Annotated in this window: 8 protein-coding genes; 7 read left to right on the top strand and 1 reads right to left on the bottom strand. The window is 38.8% G+C overall.

The features are described 5' to 3' along the window. Together HMPREF2655_RS08870 and HMPREF2655_RS08865 are read left to right on the top strand one after the other, a co-directional pair. On the top strand, window positions 1-2412 hold a 2412-nt coding region (locus HMPREF2655_RS08870), incomplete at its 5' end, for a pneumococcal-type histidine triad protein (RefSeq protein ID WP_070838628.1). Window positions 2413-2702: 290 nt separating this feature from the next. Next, the gene (locus tag HMPREF2655_RS08865) at window positions 2703-5756 is read left to right on the top strand and encodes a pneumococcal-type histidine triad protein (RefSeq protein ID WP_070838627.1); all 3054 of its coding nucleotides are present in this window, start codon (window positions 2703-2705) and stop codon (window positions 5754-5756) included. Between the two features lie 36 nt (window positions 5757-5792). Here HMPREF2655_RS08865 and pepT read toward each other — a convergent pair whose 3' ends face one another. Then, on the bottom strand, window positions 5793-7016 hold the full coding sequence (gene pepT, locus HMPREF2655_RS08860; RefSeq protein WP_070838625.1) for a peptidase T: 1224 nt from the start codon (window positions 7014-7016) through the stop codon (window positions 5793-5795). A 356-nt stretch (window positions 7017-7372) separates the two neighbouring features. Here pepT and pitA point away from each other — a divergent pair, with 356 nt between their 5' ends. The 5 genes from pitA to srtB (HMPREF2655_RS08835) all read left to right on the top strand — a co-directional run bounded on the left by pitA (window position 7373) and on the right by srtB (HMPREF2655_RS08835) (window position 13791). Further along, window positions 7373-9967 carry a PI-2 pilus tip adhesin PitA gene (gene pitA / locus HMPREF2655_RS08855; protein WP_070535254.1) on the top strand — a complete coding sequence of 865 codons (2595 nt, stop codon included), beginning with the start codon at window positions 7373-7375 and terminating at the stop codon, window positions 9965-9967. Continuing rightward, on the top strand, window positions 9967-10518 hold the full coding sequence (sipA, locus tag HMPREF2655_RS08850; RefSeq protein ID WP_000924790.1) for a PI-2 pilus system signal peptidase SipA: 552 nt from the start codon (window positions 9967-9969) through the stop codon (window positions 10516-10518). Before pitA ends, sipA begins: the two co-directional genes overlap by 1 nt. Further along, complete coding sequence (locus HMPREF2655_RS08845; protein WP_025171513.1) at window positions 10518-11825, top strand: DUF7601 domain-containing protein; 1308 nt, start codon at window positions 10518-10520, stop codon at window positions 11823-11825. The genes sipA and HMPREF2655_RS08845 overlap by 1 nt, the downstream gene beginning before the upstream one ends. A gap of 16 nt (window positions 11826-11841) precedes the next feature. After that, window positions 11842-12843: a PI-2 pilus system class B sortase SrtG1 gene (gene srtB, locus HMPREF2655_RS08840; protein WP_000695085.1), complete on the top strand. Its 1002-nt coding sequence runs from the start codon at window positions 11842-11844 to the stop codon at window positions 12841-12843. A 75-nt stretch (window positions 12844-12918) separates the two neighbouring features. Continuing rightward, window positions 12919-13791 (top strand): PI-2 pilus system class B sortase SrtG2, encoded by an 873-nt coding sequence (srtB, locus tag HMPREF2655_RS08835; protein WP_049477724.1) that lies wholly within the window; start codon window positions 12919-12921, stop codon window positions 13789-13791. Window positions 13792-13867: the final 76 nt, after the last annotated feature.

The following is a 13867-nucleotide window of genomic DNA, read 5'->3' as shown; positions in this document are numbered from 1 at the left end:
AATCGTGTTTCCTATATAGATGGAAAACAACCGAGTCAAAAGGCAGAGACTTTGACACCTGATGAAGTCAGTAAAAAAGAAGGCATCAATGCCGAACAAATTGTCATCAAAATTACTGATCAAGGCTATGTCACTTCACACGGTGACCACTATCATTATTACAATGGGAAGGTTCCTTATGATGCTATCATCAGTGAAGAGTTGCTGATGAAAGATCCGAATTATCAGTTGAAAGATTCAGATATTGTTAATGAAATCAAGGGTGGTTATGTGATTAAGGTAGACGGGAAATACTATGTTTACCTGAAAGATACGGCTCATGCGGATAATATTCGAACAAAAGAAGAAATTACTCGTCAGAAACAAGAACATAGTAGTAATCACGGAGGAGGTTCTAACGATCAGGCAGTAGTTGTAGCCAGAGCTCAAGGACGCTATACAACAGATGATGGTTATATCTTTAATGCATCTGATATCATCGAAGATACGGGCGATGCTTATATCGTTCCTCATGGTAATCACTTCCACTATATTCCTAAGAGTGACTTGTCTGCCAGTGAATTAGCTGCTGCTCGAGCCTTCTTATCTGGTAAAGGTGGTCAAACAAGCTCAGTTGGGTATCGTCCGTCTACAAATTCTTCTAGTAGCTCATCAGATGCATCGAATAGTAGTTCATATGGACAAACAAATCATAGTAAAGTTGAGACAAATATTAGAGGATGGGCTCCAAGTGTTAGCTCACAAGTGGATAATAGTTATCAAGAAAGTCCAAGTGAAGATGTATCTAGTCTCTTGAAACAACTTTATGCCTTGCCGCTCAGTCAACGACACGTGGAATCAGATGGACTTGTCTTTGATCCAGCGCAGATTACAAGAAAAACTGCGAATGGTGTTGCAGTGCCACACGGAGACCATTACCACTTTATCCCTTATTCTCAAATGACTGATTTAGAGCAGAAGATTGCAAGAATGATTCCGTTAAAAGGGCAATATGGATTAAATCAAATTGGTACAGATATTAAACCTTTAGTATCAAGAGAAGTAGTTCATAAGTTCTTAGGACAACCAATCAAAGCTTATGGAAAAGGTTTAGATGGTAAACCTTATGATACGAGTGATGGATATGTATTCAGTAAAGATTCTATCTATTCAGTTGATAAATCAGGCATTATAGCGAGACATGGAAATCATTTCCATTATGTGGGATTTGGAGAGTTAGAACAGTTCGAATTAGATGAAGTTAGCAAATGGATGAAGGAAAAAGGCCAACCTAATGAGAGTGTTATTCCTTCAGAGAATATGGATAACAAAGAAAAACCAAAATTTGATTCAAAAAAAGTGACTGGTAAAGTGACTAAAGATGGTAAAGTAGGCTATGTTCTTAAAGAGAACGGAAAAGAATACTTCTACTCTCGAGATGAACTTGATCTTACTCAAATTGCTTTTTCTGAACAAGAACTCATGCTTAAGGATAGAGATCATTATCGTTATGATATAGTAGACACAGGGATCAAACCAAGATTAGCTGTAGATGTCTCAAGTTTGCCGATGCATGCAGCGAATACTACCTATGATACTGGAAGTTCATTCATTATTCCACACATTGATCATATTCATGTTGTGCCTTACTCATGGTTAGAGCCTGATCAAATTGCGACTATTAAATATGTCATGCAACACCCTGAGGTTCGTCCTGAAGTTTGGTCTAAGCCGGGTCACGAGGATTCAGGTTCCGTTATTGCTAATGTAACTCCTCTTGAAAAACGCGCTGGAATGCAGAATTGGCAAATTATCCATTCTGCTGAAGAAGTTCAGAAAGCACTTAAAGAAGGCAAGTTTGCAACTCCTGATGGATATATTTTTGATCCTCAGGATGTATTGGCAAAGGGAACCTATATTTGGGCAGATAAATCTTTCAGTATTCCAAAAGCTAGTGGTGATTCATTGAGAAATATCAATCAGTCTGATTTATCAGATAAAGAGTGGAAACAAGCTCAAGAGTTGATTGCTAAAAGAATTAAAGAAAAAGAAACAACAAATGATTCTTCTAATTCACATCTAGTTTCTTCAGATAAGAAATCGGAAACAAAGAAAGATGCATCCGATTCAAATAAAGTCGATGAACAACCAAAGGATAATAAATCTCAAAATGAGGCAGATGCGACTAGCAGCAATCCTTCGGTTGAAAAAGACAAACCTAAAGCAGAAGAAAATAAAGAAGATGATTACGATGATATACCAGATTATGGATTAGATAAGGCCACTTTAAAAGATCATATAAATAAAATAACACAAATTGCTCAAATTGATTCTAAATACCTTATTTTTTCAGCAGAAGGAGTTCAGTTTTATAATAAGAATGGGGATTTAGTAACCTATGATATTAAAACTCTTAAGCAAATAAAACCTTAGAAGATTTTGACAAATAATCATCTAGTTGAAAGGATATTGTTCTATTATTGGATAGAATAATGTCCTTTTATTTGTTAATAAAAAGATGAAATTTCCTGTCTAAAAAATGAAGAAAGGATTCTTAAAGTAATAATTTGAGTCTCTTTCACTAAAAATCTTGACAGATAAACTTAAAAAAGGTAAACTATTTACTGGTTAATTAATTGGTTAAATAACCGGTTTAGGAAAACTGTTTAACCGAAAAAAAGAAGTTAAGAAATAGCTTCATCATTTATTGAAATGAGGGATTTATGAAATTCAGTAAAAAATATATAGCAGCTGGATCAGCTCTTATCGTATCCTTGAGTCTTTGCGCTTATGCATTGAACCAGTATAGATCGCAGGAAAATAAGGACAATAATCGTGTATCTTATGTCGATGGTAAACAAGACTCTCAAAAAACAGAGACCCAGACACCAGATCAAGTTAGCAAAAAAGAAGATATTCAGGCAGAACAGATTGTCGTGAAAATTACCGATCAAGGTTATGTGACATCACACGGTGATCATTTCCATTATTACAATGGGAAAGTTCCTTTTGACGCGATTTTCAGCGAAGAACTGTTGATGAAAGATGCCAATTATCAACTGAAAGACGCTGATATTGTCAACGAAATCAAAGGTGGCTACATTATCAAGGTTGATGGTAAGTATTATGTCTACCTTAAAGATGCGGCTCATGCTGATAATATTCGTACGAAGGAGGAAATTGAGCGCCAAAAACAAGACCATACTCACGACGCACCAACTTCTAATAGTGCAGTGGCGCTTGCTCAATCTCAAGGTCGCTATACAACTGATGATGGCTACATCTTTAATCCTTCTGATATTATAGAGGATACTGGAGATGCTTATATCGTACCTCACGGTGGACATTACCACTACATTCCAAAGAGTTCCTTGTCTGCTAGCGAATTAGCTGCTGCCCAAGCCTACCTCTCTGGAACTAGAACTCAGCAGAGTGTGACTAACTATCGTCCTAGTCCAAACGAAACTGGTCAAACTACCAACCAAAGTCAACAGGCTGAAACACCAAGTAATCAAGCTGAGAGTCTTCAGAGTCTATTGCAACAGCTCTATGCTCTTCCAAGTAGTCAACGTTATGCTGAATCAGATGGCTTGATTTTTGACCCTGCTAAGATTTCAAGTAGAACGCCGAGTGGTGTGGCGATTCCTCACGGAAATCACTATCATTTCATCCCATATACAAAGCTTTCTGCCTTGGAAGAAAAGATTGCACGTATGATTCCTTTATCTAGCGACAGTGGGAAGCCAACACCTTTGGAAAATCCAAGCAAACCAACAGAACATCCAGCTCAACCAGATCATCATCATGACCAAGACGGTAACCATGGAAGTCAGGATACCAACCACGAAGATCATGACCATGATGGAGAGGAGCATGACCATCACCACGGTGAAGAACATGATCATGGTTTTGCAGCTGACCGTGTTATTAGTGAAGATGAGCAAGGGTTTGTAGTTTCTCATGGAGATCACGCTCATTATTTCTTTAAGAAGGACTTGACTGCAGCCCAAATCAAAGCTGCCCAAGATCACTTGAAAGAAAATCATCAGTCTCAGCACGTTCAACCACTTGCAAAGACTGTGGAAAGTTTCTCGAGAGATGCGAGCGATGAAGAAAAAATCAAGTATATCTCACAGACCTACGGAGTTCCGCTCGAAGCGATTCGCATTTCAAATGGATTCTTTGTCTTTGGAAATCCGGATCAAGCCTATGATCCAACCCATATCCATCCCTATGCTGTTCGAAAAGAACATGTTCGTATTCCTCTCCAAACTGGAAATCCAGAACTGGATTTCCTAAATGAACTGTATACGACTGCCCTACGTGATGGGGTATCTCCTTATAGTTTACAGGTAGAAAGTGGTAGTTTTGTGATTCCTCACGGAGACCACAATCACTACATCAAGGTTCAAACTAAGGGCTATGAAGTAGCTTTGAAAAATAAGATTCCGGCCCTACAATCGACCTATCAACCTGGAGCATTTGATGAACAAACAGTTCTATCTAAGGTGGATCAACTTTTAGCAGATAGCAGAAGTCTCTACAAAGACCAGCCAATCATGCAGAGACGTGTTGAACTTGCTTTGGGGCAATTCACCGAAAATATGAAAAAACTGGCAACAAACTCAACTGCTGGATATCTAGCAGCCTTTGATCTCTTTGATAAACAGTATATCCATGTGGATCAAAGTGTGGCACCGGTTGAAACTTCATCTTTAGATAAGAAGTACCAAGCCCTTGTAGATAAGATCAATACACTGGATACAGATACTTATGGCTTGCCTAAGAAAGATCTTTTGGTACATTTACAGGAAGCAAAACTAGCACAGGATGAGACAGAGTTGGATGCGATTGAAGCAAAACTGCAAGCCTTGCAAGATTTCCGAGATCGGACAGGGGTTACAACAGTAGAGCACATCAAGTATTTCTACGAACATGTATCTGACGGCCGTCTTAGAGAAGAACTTCGGAACCGTGTTGCCAAGTTGACATGGGAACTTTACCAGTCACAATCTTTCCTCAAAGCAACCGACTTGAACAAGTTATTCCCAACTATTTACCAAACTAAGCTAGAAGTAGAAGAAGCTCTCAAAGAAGAACCCGTTTCTACAAAAGCTGGTAAGACCATTCTAGATACGGAAAAAGTAGATAGTCAAACTGCTAAGACCGCCATCTATGAATTCCTAAAAGAACTCTACGGTGATTTTATGCCAGAAGAGCGGGTTAGTCATGTTAAGAAGGAAGAAGTGGATGCTCTCCTAACTAAAGCTGCTCAACTCCTAGCACGTGTCAAAGAAGATGGTGTCAAACAATCCCTAGCTGAAGAAGCAGCTAATATCAAAGCGGCTACTGAAAAGGAAAATGCAGACCTTGACGAAGCTAAAACACAACTTGAGGATCTCTTGAATCGTATTGCAGCGACTATCCAACGAGAGAAAAAAGAAGCAGAACAAGATCCACAAACGGTGATTATCTACCAAAAACTCTATAATATCTTGCTCTCTCTTCACAAGTACTTAGAGGATAACAAAGGATCTGATGCTGACTTTGAACGTGTCGATGCCCTTTTTGATCAACTCGCAGCTAAAAGTAGTGATAAAGAAGGTCTCCTCACTCTAGCTAAAGATATCATTAGCTTGAACCAAGAACTTCGTTCAAAAGCAAGTGAAACTGACAGTCAATCTAAGTCTGAGAAAGGCAGTGAAACAACTGCTTCTAAACCAACAGAAAAGCAAGCGCAAAGTGAGTCTGAGCCAAGTGCTCAACCAAACGAATAAAAAGAAAGGCGAAGTAGCTGAGCTACCTCGTCTTTTTTAGTCTTTATAAGCTACAATACCAATGATGGTATCCACCGCACGCTCCATGGTCTGAAGACTGACGTATTCAAAACGTCCATGCATGTTTTCACCACCAGCAAAGATATTAGGAGTTGGGATCCCCATAAAGGAAATCTTAGACCCATCTGTTCCACCACGAATCGGTTCGATAATTGGCGCGATCCCTAAATCTTCCATAACAGCTTTAGCAATGGTAACGGGTGTCATGTCTTTCTCGATGACTTCTTTCATATTGTAGTACTGGTCTGTCAGAGTCAAGCTAACGCGATCATTCCCAAGCTCTTGATTCATCTTGTCAGCGATGGCTTGCATAGCTGCTTTACGAGCTTCAAAGGCATCTTTTTCAAAGTCACGGATGATGTAGCTTGCACGCGCCTCCTCGACACTACCTGTCACATCCATAAGATGATAGAAACCTTGATAACCATCTGTCAATTCAGGTCGGTCATTCTCTGGAAGTTGATTATGAAAATCAATCGCTAGCTGAAGGGCATTGACCATCTGTCCTTTAGCAGTACCAGGGTGAACATTGCGCCCTTGGAAATGCAATTCAGCACCAGCTGCTGAGAAAGTTTCATACTGAAGCTCACCTAGCGGACCACCATCAACAGTATAGGCAAAGTCAACGTTAAAGTCTTCAGCATCAAATTTGTTAGCTCCAACACCGATTTCTTCATCTGGTCCAAAACCAACTCGAATCTCACAGTGTTTGATTTCGGGATGAGCAGTCAGATATTCAATAGCAGTCATAATTTCAGCAATCCCTGACTTGTCATCAGCACCCAGCAAGGTCGTGCCATCAGTTGTGATAAGCGTTTGGCCTGGATATTTCTCAAGGCTCTTGAAATCAGCAGGATCGAGTTTAAATCCAGAATCACCCAAGTCGATAACTCCACCATCGTAATTTTCAATGACTTGCGGATTAACTCCCTCAGCATTAAAATCAGCAGTATCCATGTGGGAGATGAAGCCAATCTTGCGTGTAAGGCTGGGATCATTAGCTGGTAAGGTACCAATAGCAAAACCATTTGGAAGGTAGTAGACGTTTTGCAGACCGACACGTTTCATTTCAGGAATAAGAACATTGGTCGCAAAATCTACCTGGCTTTGCGTACTTGGAGTAGTAGTAGAGTGTTCATCAGAACGCGTATTGACCTTAACGTAGGTCAAGAAACGATCTAAAAGGTTCGGATAAGTCATAAAAACTCCTTTAACAATCATAAAATAGAATGCAAACTTCGGAAAAAACCTTATTCTGAAAATTTCATGAATTTTGAAAAAATATAATAATTCAAATTCAATAGACTTTTAAATGAAATTTTGGATATTCTAGAATAAAATATATGCATTGATATTTTATGAGATTTTTTTATTCTTTTTTCATTTTACCATAGAATAGTTTGAAAGACAAAGAAGAATCATACTATTTTACAATCAATATAATATAAAATAATTATATTGATTGACACTGTTTGGAGTTTAGTGTACAATTGTTTTATAAATTCTATAGATTGATATAGTAATAATATAAAAACATTCTAGTTAAGGAGAATAAAATGAACATTCGCTTTGATTTTAAGAAAGTTCAAATTATTGCGCGCCGTTTAGTTACACTGTTAGCTATTCTCTTTTTGTGTGCTCCGATAGGTATGTTAAATGCTGATTCTAATACAGAACCTCAGACAACTCTTCACAAGACAATTACTCCGATATCCGGACAAGATGACAAGTATGAGTTGTCATTGGATATCACTTCTAAGCTTGGGACAGAAACTCAAACGGATCCCTTAGATGTTGTTTTAGTAGCAGATCTCTCAGGAAGTATGAACAAGAGAGATGTTCCTTCTTCTACTGGACGAACAATTACAAGATTGGATGCTTTAAAAAATACCCTTAAAGGGACTCGAGATCGTCAGGGATTAATTGATACGATTTTATCCAATTCAAATAATCGGTTATCCATGGTAGGTTTTGGCGGAAAGATTGATAATAAGTTTGCGGAACAATCATGGAATGCCTACTACCGAAAATGGGAGTGGGGATATCGGTATTGGCCGTATGAAGAGAGAACAGCATTTTATGATGGTGTGTCCCCATGGGATGATGCGGAAACAATTTTAAATTGGAATAACGATGCTAGTGGTTCAAAGACTGCAGTTAGTAATATGAAGATTGCTGGTGGCAAATCAATAGGGACTGAATCAGGAATCGGTACAGGAACCAATATTAGCGCAGGTATTCGTATTGCCAATCAATTGATGGATAGTGCAAGGTCTAATGCTAAGAAAGTTGTTATTGTTCTATCAGATGGTTTTGCCAATATGTATTACAACGACAGTGGTTATACAGTTTATAACTATAATAATCAAGATGGATCAGAAACGGCTCCAGATTGGTTCTGGAATAATTTAGATGGATCTATCAATAATCTCGCCTATAGTCTCGCTCCAAAACTAGATGGCTTTTACTCTATTAAATTTCGTTATTCAAACAATGTCGACAGTATTACCAGTTTGCAGTATTATATCAGGTACCACAATTCTTCCATTCCTAATGAAATCCTATCCGCAAACAATGAAGACCAGTTACGAGACAGTTTTAAAGATATCACTGATAAGATTCTGCCTCTGGGAATTCACCGTGTGACTATCAAAGATGTTCTTTCTAAGTATGTCCAGCTATTACCGAACGGATCGTCAGAGTTTCGTGTAGTGAAAGAAACGGCTGGTAGCAGTGAAACATTAACCGAAGAGCAAGTAACTTTTGATACCAAGACAACCTCTGGTGGATTAGTGGAAGTTACGGCTAAATTTTCTCCGAATTATTCCTTGGAAGATGGGGCTCGATACGCTCTCAAATTTACTGTTACATCTAGTCAAGATGCTCTGGATGCCATTGCTGGTGATAAAAAGATAGAGGCTGGTGATGCTGATGGTTCTGATGTCAATAAACTCTATTCCAATAAAGGTGCCAGTGTCACCTATTCCTATGGAATAGGCACCTCACAAACCAAGACCAAAGAATACTCTGACAACCCAACATTTAAGCCTTCAGATCCATTAACGGTACCAGTGGAAGTTGAATGGCAAGGTGTGACGGGTGCGAGAACTGTTATTACAGCTGATCAACCGAGTAATATTGAACTGAAACTGGTTCAAAAGAACAAGAACGGAGGTTCTGATAATCAAGACTATCGAAAAACCAATGTGAATGTTGGTAAAAACGTATCTAATGAAACGAGGAACTTTGAAAAAGTTGCCAAAGGATATCAATACGATTTAATTGCACCGGACGTCCCAGCCTTTACCAAAGAAATAAAAAATGTTGGTACAGAATCTAAACCATCCTTTAAGGTAATCTATAAACAATTACCAAGCCTGACAATTAAAAAAGTGTTGAAATTCGAAAACAACTTGAACAAGGAGTTTTGGATTAAGGTAAAACTAACCTCTCCTGATTCTACGCCATTGAATGGAACTTTTGGTGAGATAACTGTTGTGAATGGTGAAGCGAAGATTCGTGTTGACAAACGAAAACGTTGGAAAGGTATTCTAAGCTATCTTCCTCGAGGAACCCACTACAAGGTTGAAGAAGAAGCCACATCAACAATTGGTTACCACGTTACATATGAGAATCAAGAGGGCGATCTGAATAAAGACGAGACCAGTACTGTCACGAACCACAAGCTTCCAAGTTTATCAGTCACAAAAAAGGTTACGGGGGTATTTGCCAACCTATTAAAATCCTTCAAGATTACCATTAACATAAAGGATGCTCAGAATAGACCATTGAATGGTTCCTATAATGTATTGGTGAATAACAAAAGAACGATCTTGCAGTTTACTGACGGACGAGCGTCTGTTGATCTTAACAAAGACCACACGATAAAAATTTATGGGCTACCACTTGATAGCTCCTATACCGTAGAAGAAGAATCAAACTCTTCGATTGGTTATCAGGTTACTTATGAAAATAAAGAAGGCAAGCTTGATGCGGACAAGTATGCGACAGTCAGGAATAATAAAAATAGTGTACCTGAAACTGGAATTGACTTCCTCAGCAGTACACTCGTGTTAGGAATAATCCTTCCTCTAGGAGGTATCTTCTTTACAATCCTACTCGGCTATCTAGTGGTACATAGGAGAAAATAATGCTACTTAAAAAGAAACATAAGAAAACAGTAACACAAGTCAATCGGGATAAGTCTCCGCCGAGTGTATGGGGAGATATCCTCTACTTAGTCAGTAAGCTTCTGATGGTTGGGTTTGTACTGGCCACCCTTTACTTTTTTGTCTTTGGACTATTGAGATACAATGACGATGGCATGAAGCCAGCCTTAAAAGATGGCGACTTGGTTGTCTACTATAGGCTTGATAAACGTTATTCGATTGGTGACCTGCTCGTCTATAGTTATAAGGGCAAGGAAAGAGTGGCGCGTGTCATAGCAACCGAAGGAAGTACGATCGATATAAACGAAAATGGTCTCATCATCAACGGTTCTCCTCAACAAGAGCAGGATATCTACAAAGAAACGCTGCTCTATAAGGAAGGGGCTACCTTCCCAATGAAAGTCCCAGCAGGACAACTCTTTGTCCTCGGAGACAATCGAACAACGGCTGTAGATAGTCGTGCTTTTGGAACCATTCCTATACAGGATACCCATGGCAAGGTGGTAACAGTCCTAAGGCGACGGGGCTTTTGATGATAATTTATGAAAAAAGAAATTTAAAAACAAAAGGAATAATCATGAAAAAAAGATTTTTGAAAAAATTAGTTACTGCAAGCATTGCAGCTGTAACCGCCTTGTCGGTCTTTAGAGGAGTTCCAACATTTGCGGATGATAATGATGTGGCAACTGCTAAAGCAACTGGTGAAACAAGTGCAAAAGTAGCTATTAATAAAACACTGAATATTGCTGAAGGAATTACAACACCGAAAGCGACTTTTAGGTTTACTTTTACTCCACAACCTGGAACTTCTTCAAATGATGCTCCTTATCAAATGGCTTCAAATTCGGAAAGTAATAAGGGATTCATTCCTGATCGTACGGTGACTTATTCGGAAGCTGATCGCTTAGCCAGTGGTCAATCAAGCATTAAAAAAGATACAGGTGACATTTTTGCTGGAGTTTCTTATGATCATGCAGGCGAGTATGTTTACCTCGTAAAGGAAACAGATAAAACTTATACACCTATTAAAGATAAAAATGATCAAGATATAGATGCTGTGAAATATGATACTCGCACTTATAAAATGCATGTAATTGTCAAAAATAAAGAAAATTCAGGTACCTTTATTTCTTCTGTTTACTTTAGAGAAGAGAATAAACCTGGCGCTGCTAAAGTTGCTCCATCTTCAAATTCAAATATTTTCAAATATGATTTATTTGAGAACACATATACTAAAAACGGAGGGAAAATTGATCCAACAGATCCTAAACACCCAAATGAACCAACAAAAGATATAACAGACAATGCAAAAAAATCCTTAACTATTCTAAAAAAAGTTGACGGAGGGACTGCGGATCGTACAAAAGATTTCCAATTTGAGATAACTGTAAAATTACCCAAAACAAATGAAACAGCAGTATCTCCTGTAACACAAATTACAGTTCATTATGGTGATAAAACTGAAAATGTTGATGTTGCTACCGATAAAGTCACATTTACTAAAACTTTTACTTTGAAGCATGGTCAAGAGTTTGCCATTGCTAATCTTCCAGCAGGTTCTCGTTATACTGTAAAAGAAACCGGAAGCAAAGGATATACCGCTACTTCTAAATATACTGAGAATGGTGAAAGTAAAACCAAATCAGATGGTACTCAAGCCCAAGATTATACAGTTGAAAATGTTCTTGTCGGTGAAAAATTGAACGACAACACTTTTACCAATAAATTCCAAGACGTTACCCCTACTGGTCTCTTGATTGACAATCTTCCCTTCATCTTGATGATTGGTCTTGGTTTGGCTGGATTTGTTGCTTTGTCTAAAAAACGCAGACAAGCTTAAGCAAGTGGTTTGACCGATGAAAATCAAGCGTGAGAAACCAAAAAAGAGTTTGTCTAGGCGGCTGGTCCTTGCTGTAGATGCATTGATGAATCATATCTTGCTCCTCTTGGCAGCCTTAGTCTTTCTCTTTGGTTTCTACGCCCTTTGGGATGCCAATCAGGTTTATTCTCAGGCTTCATCAAGTGAGTATGAGGCTTATAGACCTGTTAGTACCAGTGAGAAGGATGAGCTTGATAGTTTTTCTGGCTTTCACAAGCTACAGCAAGTCAATCCAGAGGTTCTCGGTTGGATCAATGTCTATGGCACCAATATCGACTATCCCTTAGTCCAAGCCAAAGACAATGAAAAATACCTGAACAAGGATTCCAAGGGAGAATTTGCAGCTACAGGAGCTATTTTCCTTGAGGCTCGAAATGAATCCAAATTCGAAGACTTTAATACCATCATCTACGGACACCATGTAGAAAATGGGGTTATGTTTGGAGATGTAGCGAAGTTTTCTGATAAGGAATTTTTTGACCAGCATCGCTACGGTAGTATTTACTATAATGGTGTTGAAAAAGGTCTTGAGATCTTTGAGATGCTCGAGGTGGACGCCTATGACTTTAACATCTACGATCCAGGTATTAATGGGGATAATCGGCGCCAAGAATATATCGATCACTTACTCTCGGTTGCCATCCACAAACGAGACATTACACTGGGGCCAAATGACCATATCATCCTTCTCAGTACCTGTTTCCTAGACGTAACAAATGGGAGACATATCGTAGTTGCCAAGATTACGGATACGGTTCCAAAGGACACCTTCCATACGAAAAAATCAAAACCATTCCCTTATAGTGTCTTTGATGATTCGTCGCTCGGACGATTTCTCTCATCGATTCCTTTGTGGATATGGTACATCATCTTGTTTATCTTGCTCTTGCTATTGATCTTCTTGCTCATCATCCTCTACTTGATCTTGCGTCGTAGAAAAGAAGCAAAGGAAGAAGGGGCAGATACCATTACTGACTAAACTACCAATAAAAGAGAAAGGGACAGCCTCTCTTGCTCTTTTATTTTCAAGGCTAGAAAGGAGAAAGAAGGAAATATGAAAACAAGTACAAGTCGCGAAGCCATAAAGGCCATTCTATCCCTCTTTCTAGCTTTTTTCTGTCTTTTTACAGCTGATAGAGCTCTTGCGAGCGACTACGATCATTATAATCCCATTGAAAAGGATGCCAGCAGTACGGGCTTTGAAACCTTGCAACACCTCAACAAGGATGTTTGTGGTTGGATTAGCCTCGATGGGACCAAGGTAGACTATCCTCTCTTACAGAGTCAGGACAATGTCAAATACCTTGACCGCAATGCCTTTGGCGATTATACTGTGTCAGGTTCTATATTCCTAGACTATCGTTTTAACCCAAATTTTACGGACTTTAACACCATCATTTATGGTCACTCCATGGCTTCTGGTGCTATGTTTGGGGAGATTCAAAAATTTGCGGATCAAGATTTTTTTGAAAAGCATCGTTATGGCTCTATCTATTATAACGGCCGTGAACGAGGGCTTGAGATATTTGGAATTTTAGAAGTAGATGCCTATGACACGGAGATTTACCGAACTTTGAGTTCCAACGATGAGGAACACCAGGCCTACTATCAATATTTGCTAAGTAAAGCCAAGTACAAGCGAGATGTTTCCTTGACCTCAACGGACAAGATTGTTTTATTAAGCACCTGTTTCCTTAATATTACCAACGGACGGCATATCCTCTTAGCTAAAATAACGGATGCACCAGTAAAAGCAGCCCAGGATAAAAGTGGGGAAGCAGTAGGGACGCGGTATTTCGATCAAGGCCTACCAACGCATTGGATTTATATCCTTGCCTTTCTTCTCCTGATTATCGTTATTTTACTCCTTGTCGTTATCATCCTAATCATAAGGCGAGATAGAAAGACAAAAGAACAAAAGAAATAGTAGACGTCGGAAGCGTTTACTATTTTTTTCTTTCATGATAGAATAGATAGTGAAAATAATAACATAAGGATGATAA

Source organism: Streptococcus sp. HMSC066F01 (assembly GCF_001837335.1).
GTDB lineage: Bacteria > Bacillota > Bacilli > Lactobacillales > Streptococcaceae > Streptococcus > Streptococcus oralis_S.
This window is presented reverse-complemented; position numbering and strand designations above follow the sequence as displayed.

Excerpts from the sequence above, each read along its gene's own strand:
- HMPREF2655_RS08865 (WP_070838627.1), top strand. The coding sequence starts at position 2,703 with ATGAAATTCAGTAAAAAATATATAGCAGCTGGATCAGCTCTTATCGTA.
- pepT (WP_070838625.1), bottom strand. The coding sequence starts at position 7,016 with ATGACTTATCCGAACCTTTTAGATCGTTTCTTGACCTACGTTAAGGTC.
- pitA (WP_070535254.1), top strand. The coding sequence starts at position 7,373 with ATGAACATTCGCTTTGATTTTAAGAAAGTTCAAATTATTGCGCGCCGT.
- sipA (WP_000924790.1), top strand. The coding sequence starts at position 9,967 with ATGCTACTTAAAAAGAAACATAAGAAAACAGTAACACAAGTCAATCGG.
- HMPREF2655_RS08845 (WP_025171513.1), top strand. The coding sequence starts at position 10,518 with ATGATAATTTATGAAAAAAGAAATTTAAAAACAAAAGGAATAATCATG.
- srtB (WP_000695085.1), top strand. The coding sequence starts at position 11,842 with ATGAAAATCAAGCGTGAGAAACCAAAAAAGAGTTTGTCTAGGCGGCTG.
- srtB (WP_049477724.1), top strand. The coding sequence starts at position 12,919 with ATGAAAACAAGTACAAGTCGCGAAGCCATAAAGGCCATTCTATCCCTC.